This is a genomic window from Rhizobium sp. SG_E_25_P2, from assembly GCF_029892285.1.
Classification (GTDB): domain Bacteria; phylum Pseudomonadota; class Alphaproteobacteria; order Rhizobiales; family Rhizobiaceae; genus Rhizobium_E.
Map to the genome: position 1 here is coordinate 16374 of NZ_JARXVM010000007.1, position 24929 is coordinate 41302.

The window sequence follows — 24929 nt, forward strand, 5'->3', positions numbered from 1 at the left end:
CTGGTCGCCATCGAGACTGACTGGAGAAATATATGCGCATCGTCATGATTGGGTCTGGCTATGTTGGTCTCGTATCCGGCGCCTGCCTAGCTGATTTTGGTCATCACATCACCTGTGTGGACAAATCGGAAGCCAAGATCGAGGCGCTGAAGGCCGGCAAATCGCCGATCTATGAGCCGGGCCTCGAAGCGCTGATCGCCAACAACGCCGCCGCTGGGCGACTTGATTTCACCCTTGATCTCGCCAGCGCGGTCGCCGAAGCCGATGTCGTGTTCATCGCGGTGGGCACGCCGTCGCGTCGCGGCGATGGCCATGCCGATCTGAGCTATGTCTACGCCGCCGCCCGCGAAATCGCCGCTTCCGTCACCGGCTTCACCGTCATCGTCACCAAATCCACCGTGCCCGTCGGCACCGGCGACGAAGTCGAGCGCATCTTCCGCGAAGAATTTCCGGACAAGGATGTCGCCGTGGTCTCCAACCCTGAATTCCTGCGCGAAGGCGCAGCCATTTCGGATTTCAAGCGTCCCGACCGCATCGTGGTCGGCGCCGAGGATCCGCGCGCCGTGGACGCCATGCGCGAGGTCTACCGGCCGCTCTATCTCAATGAAGCGCCGCTGTTCTTCTGTGAACGCCGCACCTCGGAACTGATCAAATACGCCGCCAACGCCTTTCTTGCGATGAAGATCACCTTCATCAACGAGATCGCCGATCTCTGCGAAACCATCGGCGCAGATGTGCAGAAGGTCGCCAAGGGCATCGGCATGGACAAGCGTATCGGCGACAAGTTCCTGCATGCCGGCCCCGGTTACGGCGGCTCCTGCTTCCCCAAGGACACGCTGGCGCTGGTCAAGACGGCGCAGGACTTCGACAGCCCCGTCAGGTTGATCGAGACGACAGTGGCCGTCAACGAGAACCGCAAGCGCGCCATGGGCCGCAAGGTCATCGCCGCCTGCGACGGCTCGGTGCGCGGCAAGAAGATCGCCATTCTCGGTCTGACCTTCAAGCCCAACACCGACGACATGCGCGACGCCCCCTCCATCGCCATCATCCAGGCGCTGCAGGACGCCGGCGCATCCGTCCGCGCCTATGATCCAGAAGGCATGGATGCCGCCAAGCCCATGCTGGGCGACGTGACCTATGGCAATGATCCTTACGAGATCGCCGAGGGCGCCGACGCCGTGGTGCTGATCACCGAATGGGACGCCTTCCGCGCGCTGGATTTCAGGAAACTGAAGACAGCCATGGCCGGCGACGTGGTGGTGGACCTGCGCAATGTCTACAACGCCGCCGAACTCGCCAAACACGGCTTCCGCTATACGGCGATCGGCAAGGCCCGGAAGGGCTGAAGCGTACCGTTACGCTAAACGAAAAAGCCGCTGGGTCGCCCCGGCGGCTTTTCTATTTCGACATTCAGCGGCGTCTCACCGCGCATAATGCTCGCCAAACCACTCCACGAAACGCTTTACCCCTTCTTCCAGCTCGATTTCCGGCTTGAAGCCGGTCAGCGCCATGAGCAGATCGGGAGCGGCATAGGTGCGCGGCACGTCGCCCTGTTGCATCGGCAGCATGTTGCGGATCGCCGGCGTTCCCAACGCCGCCTCGACTGTCTCGACGAAGCGCATCAGTTCCACCGGCTGGCCGCCGCCGATATTGACCACGCGGAACGGCGCCTGCGGCGACAATGTGTCGATCACGCCCTCGACCGTCACGCGATTGTCTTCAGAGGGCGCGACATCCGTCAGCTTGACAATGGCTTCAATGAGATCGTCGATATAGGTGAAGTCGCGGCTCATCTGGCCTTCGCCATAGACATCGATGGGCTTTCCCTTGCGGATCGCATCCACGAACTTGAACAGCGCCATGTCGGGCCGGCCCCAGGGACCGTAAACCGTGAAGAAGCGGAAGGCGGTGGTCGGGATCTTGTGGAGATGCGCGTAGGAATGCGCCATCAGCTCCATGCTCTTCTTGGTCGCCGCATAGATGGTCATCGGCTCGTCGGCGCGGTCGGCTTCGGCAAAGGGGATCTTGTCATTGGAGCCATAGACCGACGAGGTCGAGGCCAGCATGAGATGTCGGGGCGAAATCTCGCGCGCCAGCTCCAGCACGTTGAACGAACCCGTCAGATTGCTGTCGACATAGGAGCGCGGATTTTCCAGACTGTAGCGCACGCCGGCCTGGGCGGCGAGATGGATGATGATCTCGGGTTCGGCGAGTTCGGCCGCGCGTTCAAGCGCCGTCATATCCTCCAGCATGCCGATGACGGGGGTGAAGGCGTTCGAGCGCGCCAGGATCGCGTGCCGCTCCTCCTTCATGGCCACATCGTAATAGGGCGTCATGCCATCGAAACCGACGACGAAATGCCCTTCATCCAACAGCCGCTTGGCCAGATGAAACCCGATGAAGCCGGCCGTCCCCGTGATGAGATAACGCATTCGAAATCCTTCTCGCATTGACGAGCCTTCTGTGCGCGAACGAGGCGGCGATGTCAAAGCCGAGGGACGCGGGAGCTGGAGAATTCAATGTCATGCACACTATTTGCGATTTTTGTGACGGGGCCGCGCCTCCCCTCTGAAGAGCAAGCGGGGTCTCGACCGGAACAGCCACTTGCAGTTTGACGGATTCCATCGTTAGCTGCGACCTATCGTTGCATTTATCGATATTGTTCAGCTTCATCCGTTTCCACAGCCCTTGTTCCCGGCGAGACGCGCCGGCGTCAAAGCCACAATCGAGGTCGGCCGATCATGCAGCAGGCAGAACAACAGGCGCATGCTCATCCCGCCATGGAAACGGAGGAGGAACCGGAGCCGCTCTGGATGCTCTGGCTGGCCTGTCGCCGGCAATGGCGGCTGGCCGCCGCCGCGATGGTCGTCAGCCTGCTTGGCTGGCAGGTCCATCTGGCGATCGCCCCGCCCCTGTTCCAGTCCAGCGCCAGCATTCACGTCCTCGCCGAAGAGCCGGATTACTGGCGCAAGACGGCGGACGCCGGCTCCGCCCCGGGCCTCGACGAACGATTGGCCAGCCAGATGGAACTGATCAGATCCGGCGAGACGCTGCGACGAATGATCAAAGACGCCCGCCTCCTGACACAAGCGGACTTTGTCCAGGAACTCGCAGAGGAGCGCCCATCGGCGCTTGTCGAATGGATGCGGGCCGCGCTCGGGAGGACGACGCAGCATGATCCGGTCGCGGACGCTCTTTCCATCATCGAGACGCGGCTGACCGTCAAGCGCCTTGGCGACTCGTCCGTGTTGTCTGTCGGCTATCTCGCCCGCAGTCCGGAAACCGCGGCGGCGATGACCGAACGTCTGGTGCAAGCCTATTTCTCAGCGCGGCGCAGCGCCCAGGCCGAAACCGCGCGACGGGCCACAGCCTGGCTCTCAGGCAAGGTCGATGAGCTCCGCCGCCAGGCGCTTGCGGAAGACGCCACCGTCGAAGCCTTCCGTCGGCAAAACGGCCTGCTTGCTATCGAAGGACGTTTGATCGGCGACCAGCGCCTGACGCAAATGACCGAGCAACTGGTTCTCGCTCAAGCAGAACTGGGCCAGGCCGAAGCGCGCAGCCGCAAGCTTGATTCCATTGTCGCCTCGGGCGACATGAACGCCGCCGTCGCCCAGAGCCTTCAAAGTCCGGTGATCGCCGATCTTCGGCAGCTTTATCTCGAAGCCTCGCGCCGGCGCGCCGAACTCGAGGCGAAATTCGGCTCTGATCATCAACAGGTTCGCCGGTTGAAAGGCGAAACCGAAGAATACCGGCGCCAGATGTTCGAGGAGTTGTCGCGGGTCGCGGACGCCTATCGCTCTGAGGCCGACATGGGGCGCAGCCGTGTCGAGGCGCTGAAAGCGGATATCCGCCAGGCCGGCATGGAGAAATCGGATCTCGACGTGGTCCAGGTCACCCTGCGCGATCTCGAACGCCGCGCCGATAACGCCCGCCGCCTCTATCTCGATCATTTCGCGCGGCTCGAGGACGCCCGCCAGCAGGAAAGCCTGCCGGAAATCTCCGCCTCGATCATATCGCCGCCGACGCTCCCGACCCAGCCTTCTTCCCCTCGGAAACTGCTGTCGCTGTTTGCTGCTCTCAGCCTCGGCCTCGGGCTGGGGCTTGCCGCAGCCGTGTTGCGGGATTTCTCGGACCGGACGATGCGCAGGCCGGACCAGCTGCGACGGACGAGCGGCGCGCCCGTGCTCGGCCTGATCCCCATGATCGAACGGTCAGCAGCTTTCCATCCAGATTTCACGGGCTTTCCACTCAGCCGGCCGGATGCGATCCGGATGACGGACCCGGTGGACCGGCTGGCCTTCGACAATCCTCGCTCCCGCATGACCGATGTGATGAGGCGCGCCCTCGCCCATCATCCGCCGGCGAAGGAGGATCAGACCGCGCGCGTCATCGGCGTCATCTCCTGCGGAGCCGGAGAGGGCAAGACGACCATCGCGGCCAATCTGGCAGGCCTGAACGCTGTCAAGGGCAGGCTCACGCTGCTTGTCGACGCCGATCGCGTCAATCCCGCAGCCTCGCGTCGCCTCGCCGGCCATGTGCTGGACGCTGTGACGAAACAGAGCCCGTCGCCGACGTCGTTCTTGCCGATAATGCGGCATCCCTCCGCGCCCCTGTCCCTCCTGGCTCATCCAGGGCCTGTGATAAACGGGAAAGATCGCGATCGCGGCGCCGATCTCGATCTCGATATCGAGATCGACAGGGCGAAAAGCGAATTCGATCTGATCGTGATCGACTTGCCGCCCTTTGCCGCAGGCCATGTCGCGGAGGAAGCGGCCCGGCAGGCCGACATCATACTTCTCGTCGTCGAATGGGGCCGGATCACGGAGGCGATGCTGTCTGAGGCCTTGCGCGGCGCGCCTTCGGTCGCGGCAAAGATCACTGGCGCGATGTTCAACAAAGTCAACTATGACAGGCTGACGCTCTACATGGATAGCGCGGCGACCTCGGCCGGCTCGACGGCTGACAGCGGCTATTTTTCCAGTTGATCAGAAAAGCAAGGCTCAGGCGAACGGAATGGCGGCGTCGAGATGGGCGGCCACGAAGGCTTCGCGCGCCTTGCCTGCCTTTTCCGGCGCAGCCAGCGCGGAGCGGCAAATATCGCGGGCGTGGCGATAGAACCGTCCCTTGCCGCCGCGCCAATCATCGAGGCATTCAAGCGCCTGCAATGGGCCGTGCACGGTGCGATAGCCGCGCCCGGTGGCGACCTTGACCGGCTTCGTCCAGAAAATCTCGGCCATCAAAACCTCCTGATCGGCAAACGCAGGTCCGCGCCAGTCGCGCGACCTTCGGCTTCAACAACGATGTCGGGAGAGTTCGGTTCCGCGAGGCGCGCATGGCCCGCGATGTCAGCGGGCCAAGACGGCCCGGCAGGCGTCGGGCGTCAGTTGCAGAGCGTCAGCGTGCAGGCGCTGGCTTCGCGGGTGGTGAGTTCCAGGGCGGACGCGCCGAAGGTGGTGGCGACGAGGGCGAACAGGATGAAATAGATGATCTTCATGGCAGGCGGCTTTCAACGGACGGCTTGGATTGCGGCGACGCGCGCCGCGCTGTGTTCAGTGGCGCTGATGACGGACGCGCATGTCGAAAATGTGACGAGCCCGAGCAGCAAAAAGGCGAACAGCTTCAACATGGTTAACACCTCGTAAATCCATCGTGACAGCGACGTTTTTGCCACGATCTGAAGAGGCGCGCTGTCACCTGGGTGACATGAAAAAGGCCGGCATGGCGGCCGGCCTTTCCGCAGGGTCAGAAGGCGCGGCGCTCACGCCCAGTCCATCACCACCTTGCCGGAATTGCCCGAGCGCATGGCTTCGAAACCGTCGCGGAACTCGTCGATCCCGATGCGATGGGTGATGATCTGGCTGAGATCGAGGCCGCCCTGGACGAAGGCGATCATCTTGTACCAGGTTTCGAACATTTCCCGGCCATAGATGCCCTTGAGCGTCAGCATCTTGAAAATCACTTTGTTCCAGTCGATGCCGAAGCCTTCGGGCGCGATGCCCAGGATGGCGATCTTGCCGCCATTGTTCATCGTGTCGATCATCGAGCGGAAGGCGGGCGGCGCGCCCGACATTTCCAGGCCGACATCGAAGCCTTCCTTCATGCCGATCTCGCGCATAACCTCTTTCAGATCCTGACGGGAAGCGTCGACGACGTAATCGACGCCGCATTTCTGCGCGAGTTCGAGCCGGACGGGGTTGATGTCGGTGATGACGACCTTGCGCGCGCCCGATCGCTTGGCGACCATGGCGCCCATGATGCCGATGGGACCGGCGCCGGTGACCAGCACATCCTCGCCGACGAGATCGAAGGACAGCGCCGTATGCACGGCATTGCCGAACGGGTCGAAAATGGCCGCCACTTCATCGGGCACGTCGTCGGGGATCGGCACGACATTGTATTCGGGAATGCAGACATATTCGCCGAACGAGCCGGGACGGTTGACGCCGACGCCCAGCGTATTGCGGCACAGATGTCCGCGGCCGGCGCGGCAATTGCGGCATTTGCCGCAGACGATATGACCCTCGCCCGACACGCGCTCGCCGACCTTGTATTTGGTCACTGACGAGCCGATCTCGGCGATCTCGCCGACGAATTCATGTCCCACCACCATCGGCACGGGAATAGTTTTCTCGGCCCATTGGTCCCAGTTCCAGATATGCACATCGGTGCCGCAGATCGCCGATTTCTTGACCCGGATAAGCACGTCGTTCGGGCCCGGCTCGGGAACCGGCACATGCTCCATCCACAGCCCCATCTCGGGCTTGGCCTTCACCAGCGCGCGCATCATGTTGGACATTGGTTTTTCCTCATATCAGCTGTCTCATATTTAGAGGCCCCTCCCGGCCTGCCGGCCACCCTCCCCACAAGGGGGAGGGAGACTCGCCGCCTGCCCCCTGCCCACTCCACCAACAGCGAACCGCGGGAATGAACGGGCGCCGCCTGCTTCCCTCCCCCCTGTGGGGAGGGTGGCCGGCAGGCCGGGAGGGGAAGCCCCCAGTCACAACCCTCAGATCACGCCCAATTCCCTGCCCACCTCGGCGAACACCGAAATCGCCTTCTCGACATCGGCGCGGCTATGCGCCGCCGACATCTGGGTGCGGATGCGGGCCTGGCCGCGCGGCACCACCGGGAAGGCGAAGCCGACGACATAGACGCCCTTCTCCAGCATGCGCGCCGCCATTTCCTGCGCCAGCGTCGCCTCGCCCAGCATCACCGGAATGATCGGATGCCCCTCGCCGGCGAGCGTAAAGCCGAGCTTGGTCATCTCCGAGCGGAACAGCGCGGCATTGTCATAGAGCCGGGCGCGCAACGCGTCGCCGCCCTCGATGATGTCGAAGACTTTGAGCGACGCTGCTGCGATGACAGGCGCGAGCGTGTTGGAAAACAGATAGGGCCGCGAGCGCTGCCTGAGCCAATCGACCATCTCGGCCTTGCCGGACGTATAGCCGCCGGAAGCGCCGCCCAGCGCCTTGCCGAGCGTGCCGGTGATGATGTCCACCCTGCCCTCGACGCCGCAATGTTCGGCGGAGCCCCGACCATGCTGGCCGACGAAGCCGACGGCGTGGCTGTCATCCACCATCACCATCGCGCCGTATTGTTCGGCGAGATCGCAGACGCCGCCGAGATTGGCGATGATGCCGTCCATCGAGAAGACGCCGTCGGTGGCGATCAGCTTGAAGCGGCTGCCCTCGGCCTTCTTCAGCTCTTCTTCAAGCGCCGCCATGTCATTGTTGGCGTAGCGGAAACGCTTGGCCTTGGAGAGCCTGACGCCGTCGATGATCGAGGCGTGATTGAGCGCATCGGAGATAATCGCATCCTCTTCGCCGAGCAGCGTTTCGAACAACCCGCCATTGGCGTCGAAGCAGGAGGAATAGAGGATCGTGTCTTCCATGCCGAGGAAGCTGGAAATCCGCGCCTCCAACTGTTTGTGCTCTTCCTGCGTGCCGCAGATGAAGCGTACCGAGGCCATGCCGTAGCCGTAGCGATCGAGCGCCTGTTTGGCGGATTCCGTGATCTCGTCATTATCGGCGAGGCCGAGATAATTATTGGCGCAGAAGTTGAGCACATGCGCGCCGGAGGCGACTTCGATTTCGCCCGATTGCTTGGAGGTGATCACCCGCTCGGCCTTGTAGAGACCGGAGGTCTTCAGCCCATCAAGCTCGGTTCTGAGATGGTCGAGAAAGGCCGTCGTCATGCTTGTATCTCCGCGCTGCAACCGATGAAACGGTGATAGCATGCTTCATCGCGGCGTACAGCGGAGGGCGCGGCGAAATCGCGCCGCAGACGGAACAGGGGCTTTCCCCTGCGCGACGCGGAGCCTGCGCCGCGTCAAGGCTGAGGGATCAGCGATCGGCGCGGAACGGCGCGGCCTCGACCGGCGGCTTGGCGCCCTCGATCATCGCGCCGAGCAGCTGCGCGGAGGCCGGGCCGAGCGTAAAGCCCTGATGGCCATGGCCGAAATTGAGCCAGAGATTGCGATGCCGGGGCGCTGGCCCGATCACCGGCAGCATGTCGGGCATGCAGGGCCGCGTGCCGGACCAGGGCGTGTCCTCGACGCGGGTCCCGAGCGCCATCAATTTGCCCGCCGCTCTCTCTGCCCGCTCGAGCTGGCGATAGACAGGCGGCTTGCCCGGCAGCGTCAGATGCGCGCCGGTGGTGATGCGCGTGCCGGCCTGCATGGGGGCGAGCACATAGCCGTTTTCGGTGTCCATCGTGGTGTGGCCGAGCGGGCGCGGCGAGGCGTAATGGGCGTGATAGCCGCGCTTCAGCACCATCGGAAAATTTAGGCCCAAAGGCTTCAGCGCGCCACTGGCCCAGACGCCGAGCGCGATCACCACATGCCGCGCATTGAGAAGACCCGCGCTGGTGCGCACCAGCCATTCCTCGCCCGACACGCTCTGGCGCAACTCCTCCACCGATGCCTCGACAAAAGTCCCGCCTTCGCGTGCAAACAGCGCCGCATAGGCGGAGACGAGATCGCCCGGGCTCGCCACCGTCCAGGGCTCCACCCAATGGATGGAGCCGGCGCCGGCGGACGTCAGCCCCGGCTCCTCGGCGAGCGTCTCGTCGGTCGTCAGCGCCCGGAATTTCGTGCCGAAGGCGGCGCGGATCTCCTCGGCCTTGCGCAGGCCTTCCTCGAATTTTGCAGCTGACCGATAGAGCGTGCGATAGCCGGAGCGCTGGATGAGATTGTCCGCGCCGGCCCGCCGGATCAGCTGATCATGCGTGCCGGCCGCCTGGGCGATCAGGCTGGCATAGGATGTCGAGATGGCGCGATGGCGGCCCTTTTCGGAATGCCACCAATAGCGCAATAGCGGCCCGAGATGGCCGGGCAATTCGCGCATGGCGTAGACCACGTCATTGCTGCGGCCAGTGGCGATATCGAACAGTTCGCGAATGCCGCGCGGCATGGCGTAGGGCTCGACCGATTCCGACTGGATGATGCCGGCATTGCCGAAACTCGTCTCGCGCCCCGGCGGCCGGCGATCCACCAGCGTCACCTTGAAGCCGCGATCCTGAAGGTCGAGCGCGGTGGCCACGCCCACCATGCCCGCGCCAAGTACGATTGCCGTTTTCATGCTGAATCACCCCTGAATGACGAGGCGCAAAAAACGCCATTCGGAGGGGGAGGTCAATGAGAGCAGACAAACGGCGAGAGACGACCAGGTACAACCCTATATCAATGCAACCTAATAAATATCACCCTTGCTTGCAGGATGCAGCAAATCACCTTACGCCTCTGATCGGGGCATTCATGCAAGCAAGGAGCGTAGGATGGCGCAAAGAGTGGGGACTTTGGGCGATGACGAGAGCATCATCGGTTCAAATCTCGATGACCGGATGGCGGGCCTAAGCGGCCGGGATATGCTCGATGGGAACGATGGAGACGATCTGATCAGCGGCGGCTCCGGACGCGATTTTATCTACGGGAACAATGGCTCAGACACGATCCTCGGCGATGCTGGCAACGATGTCATTTATGGCGAAGGCTCGAGCGAGACATTCCGGCTGAAGTCGTCCCAAACACATGACGACTGGATTTCGGCTGGCTCCGGCAATGACCGGGTCTATGGCGGGATCGGCAGTGACACCTTGTTCGGTCGCATCGGCAACGACATAATCTGGGGCGAAGACGACGACGACAAGCTGTATGGCGGGAATGGCGATGACCGACTGTTGGGCGGCGTCGGCAGCGATACGATCTATGGCGATAACGGACGTGACGAACTGCGCGGTAGTGAGGGCGCAGACATGGCGCTGGGCGGCCTCGGTCGAGATAAGCTCATAGGCGGAGACGGCAATGATAGCCTCTATGGCGACGCTGGAAATGACCAACTTAGCGGTGACGGAGATAATGACTATCTCGATGGCGGCGACGGCGACGACGGCCTGAGCGGGGGGCAAGGAAAGGACACGCTCCTAGGCGGCGCGGGAGACGACATTTCTTCCGGCGGAACTAACAATGACTTCTATGTTGATTATCTTGGCGACAATTACTTTGCCGACTATGGAGGCGGCAACGATCGCTTTGCCTTTGGCGATACGAGCAACACCATGATCAACGATCTTCGGGGCACGGATACCTTCAGTTTTCATGACCTGACAATCCAAGAGATCAATTTTACTCGGAAAAACCAAGACTTGATCATCAGTTACGCACACACAGACAACACAACAGAAGTTGTGGATTTCTTCGACGGCGGCTACATCGAAAAGTCCAGCATTTCCATCGACGGCACACGCAAAACCCTGTCGAACGACGACCTCCTCGATCTCGCTAACAACAAATCCATCGAAGCCGCCGATCTCTGGTAAGCCGAGAAAGATAGAGACATGACCAACAAGATCTCCAAATATTTCACTTCCGCCACCGACGAACTGTTCGACAAGATCTCGACGGACGACGACGCAGCCCAAAGCTATACCGTGTCGGGACGCTTCGACTGGCGGCTGTCCGCCGCCGGCGGCAATGATGTCGTGACCGTGGCCATCGGCAAGGCCAATTCCGACAGCATCTTCGCGCTCGATCTCGGTGCAGGAAACGACACGCTGTATGGCGGCCGCGAGCATGACTATGTTCTGGCCGGCAAGGGCGACGACACGTTACTTTCAGGCGGCGGCGGCGACAAGCTCTATGGACAGGCGGGCGACGATCTGCTCGCTGGCGGCGAGGGCCGCAACCTGTTGAATGGGGGAAAGGGCGATGACGCCTATCTCGCCAGCGGCAACGACACCATCGTCGACAATGGCGGCGACAATCTGATTACGGTCGCCGACAACTCCGACGTAACAATATCACTGACAAAAGGGGCGGAAGCGACGCTCCTCTTCAACAGCGATATTGATGACTTTATGTTCTTCAAATCAGACGGCAATCTGCTGATACGCTTGCACGAAGAAGTATATGATGAATCTACCGGGGAAACTCACAGAGAAAGCATTGTATCTGTCGAGGTGACCGACTTCTTCGACAAGGGTTCTCAGCCGATCACGGTCTTTTCCGACGGAAAACACACCTATACCGGCCCGCTCTCCTTGACCGAAGGACTTGGAGTTTCGGGCGCCGATCTCTGGTAACCCATCTCACCGGCGCGGCCTCACCCGCCGCGCCGTCTTGAGCATCCCGTCAGGCTCACTGCACCCGCACGCCCTGCCGCGTCAGCTCCGCCTGCACCGCCGCGATCTCCACCGCATCGACATCCCGCCCGCTCTTGACCGCCAGCGCGGCCGCGACGCCCGCGCCCTGCCCTGCCACCGCGCAGCAGGCCATGTTGCGGGTGGCGGCATGAGCGATGCGATCCCCACCGATGGCGCGCCCGGCTATGAGCAGGTTCTTCACCCCCTTGGGCAGCATGGCGCGATAGGGGATATGCATGTAACGCCCGGTCGTGGGCAGGATCAGCACGCCATAGCCGTCGATGAATTCGGGATAAATGCCGATCGTGTCCTCGAAGCGCGCCTCGTGGCGCACGTCGCTTTCGGTCATGTTGTAGACCGCGTCGATCTTGCGCGTGTCGCGGATGCCGATCGTCATGCCGAAATTCCTGAGCCGCGCGCCGGCGCAGCCCGGCGTGTAGCGCTTCAGCGCCTCGATCGCCAGCATCGCCTGCTTGCGGCCCTCGATCTCGAACCTCGTCATCGAATCCGGATCGGTGCCGTCGCAGCCGGCCAGATGGACGAGGTTCATGTAAGTGAGTTCGCCCGTGTCATGCGCCACGCCCCAGGTGCCGGCGATGGTGTTGAGATGGCGGGGAATGACGCCGTCCTTGATGGCCTGCGCAAACGGCTTGGCGAGAAAGGGCGAGAACATCTGGTCTTCCTTGCCCGAGGTCTCGATCTGCCATTCGCCGGTCGACCAGTCGCCATAGGTCTGCGGATCGGCCTTGACACCCGCCATGAAAGCGCGCTTGTCGACGCCGGCGAGATGAAACATCACCGAAGCCGCCTGCATCTCCTCGACCGGCGTCTTGCGGGTCACGGCCCCTGCCCGCTCAGCGATGTCGGCGTCGCCGGTGGCGTCGATCACCACTTTACCGAGGATCGCCTCGCGACCCGCCTTGGATTCGGTGATCACGCCGATGATGCGGTCGCCATCCATGATCGGGGCGACGAATTGCCGGTGCAGCATGCCGCGCACGCCGGCTTCTTCCACCAGGGCATCGGCCACCAGCTTGAAGCCTTCGGAATCCAGTTCATAAGACAGCGACTGGCTTTCCGGATAGGCCGCGCCCATGGCTTTCGCCCGCTCCTCGAATTCCCAACCGATGCCGCCGGCCTCCACCGTCTGCTCATGCCGATACCAGGCGAAGCCCTCGACGCCGACCGTGGTGATATTGCCGCCGAAACAGCCGAAGCGCTCGACCAGCGCCACATCCACCCCCGCCCGCGCCGCAGCCAGCGCTGCAGCCAGCCCGCCGGGGCCGGAGCCGATCACCAGCACATCGGTCTTGTGGATCACCTCGATCTGGCGAGGCGGCTCAGTGATATAGGCTGCGGTGGCGGTCATGGCTGTCTCCTGGTCAGGCCTCGTCGGTTCAGGCTAGTGCGGCCGCGCGACATCCGATAGGCTGAAAACGGCGCCGGCGGCGCGACGCGCGGCGCCCCGCAACGGCGAAAAAGCCGGCCGCGGCTGCGAAAATTCCCGAAAGTGAAAACTAATGGTTGACGAATCCAGCCAAAACCTCTACTTAAAGGCCACGATATTTGCTGCTAGACTTTGTTTTCGCGCTTCGCGCTGTCGACGAACTCCCCTTCAAAAATCGATCACCAAGACCGTTGCGCGATTTCCGCGCCGCGGCGACGCAATTTGCTAAGAAAGGGTTCGTCATGACCACTGGCACAGTTAAATGGTTCAACGCCACCAAGGGCTTCGGCTTCATTCAGCCTGACGACGGCAGCCAGGACGTTTTCGTCCACATCTCCGCCGTCGAACGCGCCGGCATGCGCTCCATCGTCGAAGGCCAGAAGCTTTCGTTCGAACTGGAACGCGACCACAAGTCGGGCAAGATGTCCGCGGGCCAGCTTCGCGCTGCCTGATGAATTTTAGCGACGCGATGACCACGGATGTACTGGCATCGTTTAGCTGACCTCGAAAGCCAGGCCCCGCCTGGCTTTTTTGTTTTCGGCGGCAAGCGCCGCGAACCACCGGCCCGGCCGGGCCCAACCGGGATGTTTCCCGCAAGGACATTCTCTTGAGCGATTTCAGCAAGTCACGCCAACGCGCCGAACAGGCCTTCGTCAAGACGCAATCGCAATCGCTTGCGCGCAATCGCCTGATCACCGAAAACCAGGGGATCGAGGCGGCGCGCAATGAAAAGACCAACCGCCTGCGCGAATTGCGCAAGGCCAAGGAAGCCGCCGCACTCGCCGCCGTCGAGCAGCCAGACGGCGAAATCTGACACTCCGCCGCAGCCTAGACCGCGCGGCGCATCCATCCTACGAAACGGAACCGAGTTTGAGACACGACAAGAACCACGATCTGAACGACCGCCGCAACGGAGCCGCCGCCGCCCGCAAGGCGCTGCTGGACAATTTCCGCGCCGCCCGCGAAACCGGGGGAGCGGTGCTGGCGGAAAAGCTGGCCGAACGCGAAGCCATCGCCGCCGCCCGCGATGAGCGCCGCGCCGAACGCGAACGCGTCAAGGCTGAAGAGCGCGACCGCGAACGCCTCGCCGAAGAAGCCCGCCTCGCCGAAATCGCCGCCGCCGCCCGGCAGGAAACCGAAGCCCGCGAAGCCGCCGAAAAGGACCGCATCGCCCGCGTCGTCGGCGACGAAGCCGCCCGCAAGGCCGAGCGCGACCGCCGCTACGCAGCCCGCAAAGCCCGCCAGCGCTGATCCCGCATCATTCGATTGCGATTGCCCAACGCCGCGATTTTCGCGGCGTTTTTGCGTCTATGGGAAGGATGGCAGCCATTCGCCGCAGGCTTGCGCCAATATCCTTGGCAAGGCGGATTTTTTGGCCAGAGACGCCTTTATAAACACTCGGCTCAGGAAGCAAAAAACAATCGACCGCTTCCGTAGGGCACCGATATTCCGATAGTGTGTCATATCGTCGGTCAGGCCAAAAGATGATTTCGCTTTCGAGCGATATCAGCCGGGAGACCAGCGACGCTATGGTAATTTTGGTCCCTTGATGCCTGCTATCCCCATACCCTTTGTCGTCGCCCTGTTGCTTTGCATCCTTTTCATTCGGATGGTCATGGACAATGGGAACCTCTTTCGACCGGCCCCTGTTTTCATCGGGGCCTGCATCCTTCTGTCTCTAACCGTCGGTTTGAGATGGTCTATCGATCCCCCATCGATACGCTTCATTCGACCGATTATCGCCGCACTGCTTCCACCCATTGCCTGGCTTTGCTTCACAAACTTACAGGGCTGGCCTTCGACCAGGGCCTGGCCGCATTTTCTTGCCCCGTTCGCCGTGGCAGTCATGTCCTACTTCTGGCAGATATGGCGACTGCCGATCGATCCCATTCTCGCGATGCTCTACTTTGCATATGGCGTGCAGCTGCTTCGTAGCGCGAATTCCGGTCCAGACGACCTGGAGAACATGCGCCTGACCGATGCGGATGGCGTGCGCCGGTCAATGTTCACCGTGGCTGGGCTGATGATCTTCTCCGGCGTCATTGATCTGATGATATTCGCAGATTTCAGCTTCAATCGGGGGACCCATGTGACCTCCATAGTCGCGACCGCCAACCTCGCAGCGCTTCCGATAATCTGCTATGCGATTGCGATCATTGGCCGAAGCGTACCGGAAAGCGAGAGCGAAGCAGACGTTTTGCCTGCCTTCGTCCGCAGCCATGACCCGGAGACGACCACGAACGCCAATCCAGCCGATAGCAATGCGACGGCGGAAGATTTTGTCGTCATGGACACCCTCGACGCGGCCATGAAGCTCAAGAAGCTCTATCGGGATCCAGACCTTACTTTAGACCGGCTGTCGCGACGTCTGGCTATTCCTTCCCGCAAAATCTCGTCCGCGATCAACCGGATCAACGGTCACAACGTGTCGCAAGTCGTCAACGGATACCGGATCCGGGAATGCATGCGCTTGCTAACAGACACCGATTTGCCCATCACGGACGTGATGTTCGAATGCGGCTTCCGCACGAAGTCAAACTTCAACAAGGAGTTTGCAAGAGTATCCGGCACAACGCCGAGCGACTATCGCCGCTCGGCCAGACGGCAGGCGGACGATAGCCGAGACCCTATGGCTTAACCTGCAATGCTTGGGTCAAAAACCGGGTCACGCGATCTGAGATTTCCCGATGGATCGCGGCGCGACCGCGCGTACCACCATCCTTGCAGACGATGCCGTCGCCCGGCGTTTCCGCTTCGATCAGTTCCGCCGCGCCCGGCTTGCAGAGCTGCATGAAGGTGAAATGCATGGCGTCCGGAATTTCGACATAGGTCGCAATCGATTTCGGCAGGTTCTCCGCCAGATATCCGCTTTCGAGCCTTGCCGGCATGTCGCCGATATCCACGCCTGCCGAGAGAACAAGAAACGGTTTTTGGACGCCTGCCAGGCTCTCCGGCGAGAATCCGCGCGCCGCCCCGAGATCGAGAGACACGAAAGCATCGACGCGTGGATCCGCCATCGTCTTCTCGATCTGCTTGTTTCCGAGCCCGAGTTCCGCCGACAGAGCGCAGGCGCGTGGGCTGGAATTCAATTGGCAATCGCCTTGGAACCTTTGGGTGTCAAACCGCGCTCCGGCCAGAGCCGTCACGGTCCAGCCGCCCAACGAATGACCGATTGCCGCGATCTTGCCGGCATCCACCTCGCCGGCAAGGCCGCCATCGGCGATCAGCGCGTCTATCACACGGCTGAGATCATGCGGACGCTCCCAAAGCCTTGCGGCCTGGCGCGGGTCCTTGTTGAAGGTGGTCGTGCCCGGATGATCGGGCGCTGCGACGATGAAGCCCTGGGCCGCCAGATCGCTCGCCAGCCAACTCAGGTTTCGCCAACTGCCGCCATAGCCATGCGACAGGATCACCAGGCCATGCGCGCCCTTGGCCGGCGCGGCGTCCCGGATGGCTTCAAGGCCGTGGAAAACCGGATTTTCCGCCACGACTTCCGCTGCTTTGGACTGATCCTCGGTGGGATACCAGAGAGCGACATGCAGCGGCCTTTCGCCGCCGTCTCCAAAGGCGGCGTCGCGAAATCCGATGGATTCGGCGCCATGAGCGATTGATGAGAAAGACAGGCAGAGAACGCCGATCAAGGATGAAATTTTAGACATGAAAACCCTCGCGTTTAAAGGTGCGGGAGCGTCATGTGGCGATTTGCGGATCCTGGCGACCTCTATCACGATTTAGGTCGCGCCGGGCCTGGGTCTACGGCGCGTTCATCTCGATCAAGCGGGTCTCGCAAACAAAAAGCGCGGGGCCTGAACCCCGCGCTCGTCTTTACGTTCTCCTGCGTGAGAGGACTGTCAGGATGCCGCTTCCGCCGGCGCGTCCGTCGCATCGTCCGCGCCGTCTGCCGGCTTCTTCCTGAACAGCGCCCGAACGCTGATGAACAGCAGCGGCACGAAGAACACGCCGAGCAACGTCGCGGCGATCATGCCGCCCATCACGCCGGTGCCGATGGCGTTCTGCGCGCCAGATCCTGCGCCGCTGGCGATGGCGAGCGGCGTCACGCCAAGGATGAATGCGAAAGACGTCATCAAGATCGGTCGAAGCCGTTGGCGCGCGGCCTCCAGCGTCGCCTCCACCAGCCCCATTCCAGCTGCCTGCCTCTCGAGCGCGAACTCGACGATGAGAATGGCGTTCTTGGCCGACAGTCCGATGGTGGTCAAAAGCCCGACCTTGAAATAGACGTCATTGCTCTGGTCGAACAACATGGCGGCCGCAAGCGCGCCGAACACGCCGATCGGCACCGACAACAACACCGCCAGCGGCACCGACCAGCTTTCATAAAGGGCGACAAGGCAAAGAAACACGACAAGCACGGAAATCGCGTAGAGCGCCGACGCCTGGTTACCTGAAAGCTGCTCCTGATAGGACAGACCCGTCCATTCATGCGAGAAGCCGGGCGGCAATTTCGCCACCAGCTGGTTGATTTCCTCCATCGCCGAACCGGAGCTGACGCCGGCCGCCGCCTCGCCCTGGATTTCCACGGCGGACGATCCGTTGTAGCGCTCTAGCCGCGGCGAACCGAACGTCCAGTGGCTGGACGAGAAGCTCGAGAACGGCACCATTGTGCTTTCCGAATTGCGCACCCGCCACTTGTTGAGATCGAGGGGCTGCATGCGGAAATCAGCATCGGACTGCATGTAGACCGACTTGATGCGGCCGCGATCGATGAAGTCGTTGATATAGGCGCTACCCCAGGCATAGGACAGTGTAGAATTGATGTCGGAGAGCCCGACGCCCAGAGCGCTGGCCTTTTCCTGATCAATGTCGATATTCAATTGCGGCGTGTCTTCCTGGCCATTCGGCCTCGTGTTGGCCAGAAGCTTGCTCTGCGCCGCCATGCCGAGCAACTGATTGCGCGCTTCGATCAGCTTTTCATGGCCTGCGCCATTGGAGTCCTTGAGATAGAAGTCAAAGCCGTTGGAATTGCCCATCCCCTGGATCGCCGGCGGAGCGAGCGCGAAGACACGGGCGTCGCGGATCTTGAAGAAAGCGCCCATCGCGCGTCCGGCGACCGCACTTGCCGAGAGATTGGGGCTTTTGCGTTCGTCAAAGCTCTTCAGGCGCACGAAGGCTATGCCGACATTCTGGCCCTGGCCGCCGAAGCCGAAGCCGACCACGCCCATGACGCCTTCGACAGCGTCTTTCTCATTGGTGAGATAATGGTCGACCACCTGCTTCATCACCCGCTGGGTGCGGTCCCGCGTGGCGCCGACCGGAAGCTGGACGCTGGTGATCAGGATGCCCTGGTCTTCCTGTGGCAGGAAGGACGACGGCAGTTTCACGAACATGTAGCACATCGCCGCAACGATGATCGCAAACGCCGCTAGAAAACGCTTTCTCCGCGTCAGGACGCCGCCGGCGCCTTTGTGATAGGCGTCGTTGGTCTTGTCGAAAGCCCGGTTGAACAGGCCGAAAAGGCCGCGCTTGTCGGCATGCGCGGTCGGCCGCTGCAGCAGCGTGGCGCACAGCGCGGGCGTGAAGATCAACGCCACCAGCACGGACAAAAGCATGGCTGAAACGATGGTGACCGAAAACTGGCGATAGATCACCCCGGTCGAGCCGCCGAAAAACGCCATCGGCACGAACACCGCCGACAGAACGATCGCAATCCCGATCAGGGCGCCGGTGATCTCCTTCATGGATTTGCGTGTGGCCTCGCGCGGAGACAAGCCCTCCTCCTGCATCACCCGCTCGACATTTTCCACCACGACGATGGCGTCGTCGACCAAGAGGCCGATGGCGAGCACCATGGCGAACATGGTCAGCATGTTGATGGAGTAGCCGAACAGGGCCAAGACGCCAAACGTGCCGAGCAACACAACAGGCACGGCAAGCGTCGGAATGATCGTCGCGCGGATATTCTGCAGGAAGATCAGCATCACGAAGAACACCAGCACGATGGCTTCGATCAGCGTCTTGACGACTTCTTCGATGGAGAGCTGCACGAACGGCGTCGTATCATATGGATAGACGACTTCTACGCCCTCTGGGAATGTAGCAGACAGCGCCTTGATCGCGCTCTGGACGGCTTCCGCGGTCGAGATGGCGTTTGCCCCGGTCGCGAGCTTGATCGCCAGACCCGCCGCCGGCATATTGTTGTAGGTCGATACAGACGTATAGCTCTCTGCGCCAAGCTCCACGCGCGCCACATCGTTGAGCCGCACCAGAGACCCGTCCGATGTGCTTTTCAGGATGATGTTGCGGAATTGCTCGGGTGTCTGGAGGCGGCTGGCGGCGGTGACGGTGGCGTTGAGTTGCTGCCCCTTGACCGCAGGAACGGCTCCCACCTGCCCCGCCGACACCTGCGTGTTCTGGGCTTCGACGGAAGTCACGATATCACTCGGCATCAGCGAATATTTCGCCAGCTTGTCGGGATCCAGCCAGATGCGCATCGCATAGCTGGAGCCGAACAGCTGCGTGTCGCCGACCCCTGGCAGACGCTTGAGCGTGTCGTTCAGCGAGCTTTCGACATAGTCCGCCAGATCCGTCGCCGATAATTTTCCGTCGGTGGAGACGAAAGCCGCCACCATCAAAAAGCTGTCGGACGACTTGGAGACGGTGATCCCGTAATTCTGGACCGCTGAGGGCAGGCTGGATTCGACCAATTGCAGCTTGTTCTGCACCTGCATCTGCGCAACATCCGGATCGGCGGCGCTGGTGAAGGTCAGCGTCAGCGACGCCTGCCCAGTCGATGTGGATGTCGCGGTCATGTAATCGAGATTGTCGATCCCGGTCATGCCCTGTTCGATGACCTTGGTGACCGAGTTCTCAACCGTCGCCGCATCGGCGCCGGTATAGGTGGTGGAAATACTGACCGTTGTGGGCGCGATCTGCGGATATTGCGAAATCGACAGGCTGTTGATGGCCAAAAGCCCACCCAGCATGATGACGATCGCAATGACCCAGGCGAAGTTGGGCCGCTTGATGAAAAATTCCGACATGGCGACCTCAGTTCTCCATCACGGAGGAGGCGGCGCCATTGCTGGCGACGTCCTGCTCGGTGTGCGGCTGAGCCTGGCTCTGCTTGACTTCCTTCACTTCGCCGGTCGCCTCGTCGATGGTGACTTCGACCGGCTGCACCTCCTGGCCTGCCCTCACCAATTGCGAACCTTCGACGATGACGCGGTCGCCATCGGCGATGCCTTTGCCGACCAACCAGTTGTTGCCGACATTCTGGCCCACAGTGAGAACGCGCTGCTCCACCTTGTTGTCAGCTGTGATGAACCAGGCGATCGGCTCGCCCTTGGTGTTGCGTGAGACGGCGCGCTGCGGCACCAGGAAACTGTTGTCCGCCACGCCCTCCTCGACCAAGGCGCGGACATACATGCCCGGCAGCAGCAGCCGCTCGGGATTGGGGAATTCGGCCCGCAGCACGAATGTGCCTGTGCTTTCACTGACGGCGGATTCGGCGAACTCCAGCTTGCCGTGCAACGGATAGATCGACCCGTTTTCGAGCTTAAGGCTCACCTTGATATTCGCGCCGGAAAACTTAATGCGGCCCGCGTCGATCGCTTCGCGCAGATTGAGCAGATTGGTGCTCGATTGGGTCACGTCGACATTGATGGGATCCAGCGTGCGAATGGTGGTCAGAGCAGTATCCTGGCTGGCGGTCACCAACGCGCCCGGGGTCAGCGCCGACTTGTCGATGCGCCCCGAGATCGGCGCGCGGATCGTGGTGTAATCAAGATTGATGCGGGCGGTTTCCACAGCGGCTTTGGCTGAGGCCACTTCTGCCAGCGCCTGTTTCAAGGATGCGTCTGCATCGTCCAGATCCTGCTTGCTGATCGCATTTTGGCCGATCAGGCCTTTGTAGCGGTCGACCTTGGATTGGGCGCTCGGCACTGCCGCGTCCGCCTTTTGCAGATCGGCGAGCGCGCTGTCATAGGACGCCTGGTAAGGCGCGGGATCGATTTGATAAAGCGCATCGCCCTGCTTTACCTCCGAGCCTTCCTTGAATGTCCGGTCCTTGATGATGCCGCCAACCTGAGGCCTGACCACCGCTTCGAGGGAGGCCGTGGTGCGACCGGGCAATTCGGCGGTGATCGCCACCGACTGCGGATGCAACGAAACCACGCTCACCTGCGTTTTCATGGCTGCGCCGGCGGGCGGGCCTGCATTCTTGTCCTGCGCCTCGCAAGCCGTGAGCGCGGTTGCGCAGGCGAGCGCGGCGGCGAGAGCAGCCCAACGAGACGAAACCCTTTCGCGCTTGGCGGCGTTGGCGGCGTTGGCGCCGAGAGCGGGCAGGAATTGCTTCACACGCGAAAACATCGTAGTCTCCAAATTAAGATACGCTTATGTACCAGTATTCGCGAGAACGTCAGGTGTCAATTGACAAAAGGAAATCACAACCCTTGAGGGAGATGGTCGATACGGCGCATGAACGGGGCGATGCGGCGCCCGACGGCGAGCCGCGCAGGCGTCCTGGGCGCCCCAAGGTCGCGCCGGACGCCGCTCAGGCGACGGCGATCGCCCGCAAGGCCGCTGAACTGTTCATGACCAGGGGCTATGGCCAGACGACCATGGAAGATATCGTTGCGGCATGCCGGATTTCCAAACGCACCCTCTATCGCCTGTTTCCCAGCAAGGCTGACGTGTTCGGCGCAGTGATCTCCGAACATCGCCAAAGTATGCTGGCATTGCCGGGCGATTATGACGACTGTTCGATCCAGGAGGCTTTGGAACGGATCTTCCGCATCGACATTGATGATCAAGCCAATGCTGAAAGATTGGCTTTGCTCCGCTTCGCTATCGTCGAAGCGCGACATTTTCCCGAATTGCACGCGCTGTTGATCAAACACGGCCCGGAGCTGTCGAGAAGCGACCTCTCTCAATGGCTCGCCGCCCAGGCAAGCCGCGGCAGGATCGCATGCGACAATCCCTATGATACCGCGAAAGCCATCATGGATATGATGTTCGGGGTGTCCGTGCGGAATATCGACGGCACGATGGAATGGCCTGGATTCGAGGAAAGAGCGCGATATCTGCGCAATTGCATCGATCTCGTGACGAAAGGCCTGACGCCCAGACAATCCGAAGCCCAGCGCTGATGCTCGCCGACGCCGATGCGCCTCAATGTCCGGTCGCCGGTCCCTTCACACGGCCGGACATCACGCCGAAACCGTCGATCAGCGCTTCCTGACTTTCCAGTCTGAGCGATTCCAGCTGGTTTTCATTGAGCGCCGACAGCAATTGTTCGACTTCCAACTCAGCGCCGCGCTCGATGGCGTCGGCGATTTCGCGTTCGAGCTCGTGGCGGTAGCGGATCAGCGCGCGGGCGCGGGTATGCAGCGCATGCGCTTGCCGATAGCCTTCGCGGGCGTCCTCGATCGCGGCCTTCTCCGTGGCGATCCACACGCGCGCGTATCTGATCTGCTGTTCGAGCGACGCCAGAAGACTATCAAATCCTTGCACTTCCAGCGCCGTGATCAGTTCCTCGCGCGTCAACCCAGGACCGCTGGCGGCCGCAACAGACATCACCGCCTGCCAGAAGCGCTGCATATCCCTATTCTCGAATTCGAGATGGGCGATTTCGTCGTAATCCTCGAAAAACAGACCGGGATGGTTGACGATGGTCATCGCCAGCACGCCTTCCCTGAGCGATGGCAACGCCCTAAAACCGGATACCATGCCGGATTTTGCCAGCCGATCCGACACCGGCGCCTGGCGAGATGGACTGTTGTTCTCTCGCTGCGGGCCCCCTCGCCCGCCGCCCTGGCCGCGCTTGAAATTGGCGCGCGCCTGCCCTTGCGGCGACGATGCGGAGAAGAATGCGTAGAGCCGGTCGCGCATATCCTGTTGGTAATGTCGGCGCACGCTTTCGTCGGCGATCACCTGCGTCACCGTTTTCAGCCGCGCTTCGAGCTCGGCGCGCTTTTCCGGCGTGTCGAAACTGGCCCCGGTTGTCTCGCGCAGCCAGACCATTTCGGCAAGCGGGCGGGATTCCGAAATCACCTTGTCAAACGGCGCGCGTCCCTCCGTCTTGACGAGGTCGTCAGGGTCTTTTCCATCAGGCAGAAGCGCGATCTTCAGCGACTGGCCGGGCTTCAGATGCGGCAGAGCGATATCGACCGTGCGGGAGGCGGCGCGCAAGCCTGCGCCGTCGCCATCGAAGCAGAGCACGGGCACCGGCGTCATTTTCCACAGCAGTTCCAGCTGGTTTTCGGTCAGCGCCGTACCGAGCGGCGCCACCGCATTGTCGACGCCGGCCTGGGCGAGCGCGATGACGTCCATATAGCCTTCGACGGCGATCACCGTGTCGGCGCCCTGGACGGCGCGGCGGGCGCGGGCATGGTTGAACAGCACCTGGCCCTTGGAGAACAGCTCGGTCTCGTTGGAATTGAGATATTTGGCCGGCGCATCCGGCGACAGCGCGCGTCCGCCAAACGCGATCACCTTTTCCCGCACCGACAGGATCGGGAACATGATGCGGTCGCGGAACCGGTCATAAGACACCGGAATGTCAGGTCCGTGGACGACGAGGCCGCAGGCCTCGATCTGTTCGCGGTCGACGCCCTTGCCGGCGAGGTATTCTTTCAGCGCGTTACGGCTGTCGGGCGAATAGCCGAGCCGGAAGGCCTCGATCGTCCGGCCCGTCAGTCCGCGATCGCGCAGATAGGCGCGCGCCTTGGCGCCCACAGACGTCTGCAACTGATCCTGGAAGAATTGGGTGGCGAGCTCCATCACGTCGAATAAATTGTGCCGTTCGCGCTCGCGCCGCGCCATTTCCGGATCGGGCGCGGGCATGGAGACGCCGGCGATATCGGCGATCGATTGGACCGCATCCTGGAAGCTCACACCGTCGAGCTCCATCAGGAAACGGAAATGATCCCCCGACACGCCGCAACCGAAACAGTGATAGCGCCCCTTGCGATCCTCGCAGTGAAAGCTCGGCGACTTCTCGCCATGAAACGGGCAGCAGGCCCAATAATCGCCGCGGCCGGTATTGGTCTTCTTCCTGTCCCAGGTCACGCGCCGACCGATCACGTCCGAAATCGGAACGCGGTCGCGCAGTTCATCGAGGAAGGAGTTGGAAAATCGCATCTGATCGCCCTGAGAATGATCCTTCGATATAGTCGGTTGGAGGCGGAAGCGCCATCGCTTTGATCAGCTGCGGCGCCGTCACAGGAGATTGACTAAAACATACAAACGTATATACAATAAGGGTCCACAGCGATGAGCGGGGAAGCCGAGTTCCATTCGTTTGATTGGGATGAAAACAAGAACGAAATCAACCAGCGAAAGCATGGAATTGATTTCCTGCAGGCAGCAAAAGCGCTCCAAAAGCCGCGTTTGGATCTTCCCTCAAACCGCAGCGGCGAAGCGAGAACGCTGGCGATCTGCCCTGACTCGTCGCGGCTGATCGCTGTCGTCTACACAATGCGGGGCGACATCTGTCGGATCATTTCAGCAAGGGCTGCACGCAAAAATGAGCAAAGAGCGTATCGTCAGATATACATTTAAAGAGATCGAGGAAAAGATCGCGCGCGGCGAGAGCAAGACCGATTGGGCGCGTGTCGACGCCAAGACCGACGAGGATATCGAGCGCGACATGCGCGACGATCCCGACTGGCAGGAATTCCTGAATATCGACTGGTCCAAGGCCGTAATGGTCATTCCAAAAAAGAAAAAGGCTGTGTCGATCCGTCTGGACGAGGATGTGCTGGATTATTTCCAGTCATCCGGCAAGGGCTACCAGACACGGATTAACGCCGTTCTCCGGCATTTCATCAACGACCAGAAGCAGCAAAAAAGCGGCTGACCCGCGCCGCAAGAGACGAAAAGATCAGCG

At 61.6% G+C, this 24929-nt stretch carries 22 protein-coding genes; 12 read left to right on the forward strand and 10 right to left on the reverse strand.

From position 1 onward, the window contains the following. The first annotated feature begins 32 nt into the window (after positions 1 to 32). The gene (locus M2360_RS11435; protein ID WP_280775262.1) at positions 33 to 1346 is read left to right on the forward strand and encodes a UDP-glucose/GDP-mannose dehydrogenase family protein; all 1314 of its coding nucleotides are present in this window, start codon (positions 33 to 35) and stop codon (positions 1344 to 1346) included. Positions 1347 to 1421: 75 nt separating this feature from the next. On the opposite strand, the gene M2360_RS11440 is transcribed toward M2360_RS11435, so the two are convergent. Beyond that, entirely contained in the window at positions 1422 to 2432 is a 1011-nt protein-coding gene (locus M2360_RS11440; RefSeq protein WP_280775263.1) for an NAD-dependent epimerase, read from the reverse strand. A 309-nt stretch (positions 2433 to 2741) separates the two neighbouring features. Here M2360_RS11440 and M2360_RS11445 point away from each other — a divergent pair, with 309 nt between their 5' ends. Then, positions 2742 to 4985: a hypothetical protein gene (locus M2360_RS11445; RefSeq protein WP_280775264.1), complete on the forward strand. Its 2244-nt coding sequence runs from the start codon at positions 2742 to 2744 to the stop codon at positions 4983 to 4985. 15 nt (positions 4986 to 5000) lie between these two features. Here the strand turns inward: M2360_RS11445 and M2360_RS11450 are convergent, their stop codons facing one another. Beyond that, positions 5001 to 5237: a DUF982 domain-containing protein gene (locus tag M2360_RS11450; RefSeq protein WP_280775265.1), complete on the reverse strand. Its 237-nt coding sequence runs from the start codon at positions 5235 to 5237 to the stop codon at positions 5001 to 5003. A 246-nt stretch (positions 5238 to 5483) separates the two neighbouring features. Between M2360_RS11450 and M2360_RS11455 the strand changes: the two genes are divergently transcribed. Next, positions 5484 to 5642 (forward strand): hypothetical protein, encoded by a 159-nt coding sequence (locus M2360_RS11455; protein ID WP_280775266.1) that lies wholly within the window; start codon positions 5484 to 5486, stop codon positions 5640 to 5642. A 116-nt stretch (positions 5643 to 5758) separates the two neighbouring features. On the opposite strand, the gene tdh is transcribed toward M2360_RS11455, so the two are convergent. The 3 genes from tdh to M2360_RS11470 all read right to left on the reverse strand — a co-directional run bounded on the left by tdh (position 5759) and on the right by M2360_RS11470 (position 9578). After that, on the reverse strand, positions 5759 to 6796 hold the full coding sequence (tdh, locus tag M2360_RS11460; protein WP_280775267.1) for an L-threonine 3-dehydrogenase: 1038 nt from the start codon (positions 6794 to 6796) through the stop codon (positions 5759 to 5761). 210 nt (positions 6797 to 7006) lie between these two features. Continuing rightward, positions 7007 to 8194 (reverse strand): glycine C-acetyltransferase, encoded by a 1188-nt coding sequence (locus M2360_RS11465; protein ID WP_280775268.1) that lies wholly within the window; start codon positions 8192 to 8194, stop codon positions 7007 to 7009. Positions 8195 to 8342: 148 nt separating this feature from the next. Beyond that, positions 8343 to 9578 carry an FAD-dependent oxidoreductase gene (locus M2360_RS11470; protein WP_280775269.1) on the reverse strand — a complete coding sequence of 412 codons (1236 nt, stop codon included), beginning with the start codon at positions 9576 to 9578 and terminating at the stop codon, positions 8343 to 8345. Positions 9579 to 9774: 196 nt separating this feature from the next. Here M2360_RS11470 and M2360_RS11475 point away from each other — a divergent pair, with 196 nt between their 5' ends. Continuing rightward, positions 9775 to 10815 (forward strand): calcium-binding protein, encoded by a 1041-nt coding sequence (locus M2360_RS11475; protein ID WP_280775270.1) that lies wholly within the window; start codon positions 9775 to 9777, stop codon positions 10813 to 10815. Between the two features lie 18 nt (positions 10816 to 10833). After that, positions 10834 to 11577: a hypothetical protein gene (locus M2360_RS11480; RefSeq protein WP_280775271.1), complete on the forward strand. Its 744-nt coding sequence runs from the start codon at positions 10834 to 10836 to the stop codon at positions 11575 to 11577. A gap of 55 nt (positions 11578 to 11632) precedes the next feature. Here M2360_RS11480 and M2360_RS11485 read toward each other — a convergent pair whose 3' ends face one another. After that, positions 11633 to 13006, reverse strand: a complete 1374-nt coding sequence (locus M2360_RS11485) for an FAD-dependent oxidoreductase (RefSeq protein ID WP_280775272.1) — start codon at positions 13004 to 13006, stop codon at positions 11633 to 11635. 320 nt (positions 13007 to 13326) lie between these two features. On the opposite strand from M2360_RS11485, the gene M2360_RS11490 reads away from it, so the two are divergent. The 4 genes from M2360_RS11490 (at position 13327) to M2360_RS11505 (ending at position 15722) form a co-directional block, all read left to right on the forward strand. Further along, positions 13327 to 13536 carry a cold-shock protein gene (locus M2360_RS11490; protein ID WP_280775273.1) on the forward strand — a complete coding sequence of 70 codons (210 nt, stop codon included), beginning with the start codon at positions 13327 to 13329 and terminating at the stop codon, positions 13534 to 13536. Positions 13537 to 13691: 155 nt separating this feature from the next. Then, entirely contained in the window at positions 13692 to 13898 is a 207-nt protein-coding gene (locus tag M2360_RS11495) for a hypothetical protein (RefSeq protein WP_348529547.1), read from the forward strand. A 56-nt stretch (positions 13899 to 13954) separates the two neighbouring features. Beyond that, on the forward strand, positions 13955 to 14335 hold the full coding sequence (locus tag M2360_RS11500; RefSeq protein WP_280775274.1) for a DUF6481 family protein: 381 nt from the start codon (positions 13955 to 13957) through the stop codon (positions 14333 to 14335). Positions 14336 to 14930: 595 nt separating this feature from the next. Next, positions 14931 to 15722 carry an AraC family transcriptional regulator gene (locus M2360_RS11505; RefSeq protein WP_280775275.1) on the forward strand — a complete coding sequence of 264 codons (792 nt, stop codon included), beginning with the start codon at positions 14931 to 14933 and terminating at the stop codon, positions 15720 to 15722. Here M2360_RS11505 and M2360_RS11510 read toward each other — a convergent pair. The 3 genes from M2360_RS11510 to M2360_RS11520 all read right to left on the reverse strand — a co-directional run bounded on the left by M2360_RS11510 (position 15712) and on the right by M2360_RS11520 (position 21409). After that, on the reverse strand, positions 15712 to 16743 hold the full coding sequence (locus M2360_RS11510; RefSeq protein ID WP_280775276.1) for an alpha/beta fold hydrolase: 1032 nt from the start codon (positions 16741 to 16743) through the stop codon (positions 15712 to 15714). The genes M2360_RS11505 and M2360_RS11510 overlap by 11 nt on opposite strands. Before the next feature lie 192 nt (positions 16744 to 16935). Then, positions 16936 to 20082, reverse strand: coding sequence for an efflux RND transporter permease subunit (locus M2360_RS11515; RefSeq protein ID WP_280775277.1), 3147 nt, complete (start codon positions 20080 to 20082; stop codon positions 16936 to 16938). Between the two features lie 7 nt (positions 20083 to 20089). Beyond that, entirely contained in the window at positions 20090 to 21409 is a 1320-nt protein-coding gene (locus tag M2360_RS11520) for an efflux RND transporter periplasmic adaptor subunit (RefSeq protein ID WP_280775278.1), read from the reverse strand. A 92-nt stretch (positions 21410 to 21501) separates the two neighbouring features. Here M2360_RS11520 and M2360_RS11525 point away from each other — a divergent pair, with 92 nt between their 5' ends. Further along, complete coding sequence (locus tag M2360_RS11525) at positions 21502 to 22188, forward strand: TetR/AcrR family transcriptional regulator (RefSeq protein WP_280775465.1); 687 nt, start codon at positions 21502 to 21504, stop codon at positions 22186 to 22188. A gap of 22 nt (positions 22189 to 22210) precedes the next feature. On the opposite strand, the gene dnaG is transcribed toward M2360_RS11525, so the two are convergent. Continuing rightward, positions 22211 to 24181, reverse strand: a complete 1971-nt coding sequence (gene dnaG / locus M2360_RS11530; protein WP_280775279.1) for a DNA primase — start codon at positions 24179 to 24181, stop codon at positions 22211 to 22213. Positions 24182 to 24313: 132 nt separating this feature from the next. On the opposite strand from dnaG, the gene M2360_RS11535 reads away from it, so the two are divergent. Further along, a complete protein-coding gene (locus tag M2360_RS11535) occupies positions 24314 to 24601 on the forward strand; it encodes a BrnT family toxin (protein WP_280775280.1) in 288 nt (95 codons plus the stop codon). After that, complete coding sequence (locus M2360_RS11540; RefSeq protein WP_280775281.1) at positions 24567 to 24899, forward strand: BrnA antitoxin family protein; 333 nt, start codon at positions 24567 to 24569, stop codon at positions 24897 to 24899. The genes M2360_RS11535 and M2360_RS11540 overlap by 35 nt, the downstream gene beginning before the upstream one ends. The last annotated feature ends 30 nt before the right edge of the window (positions 24900 to 24929 follow it).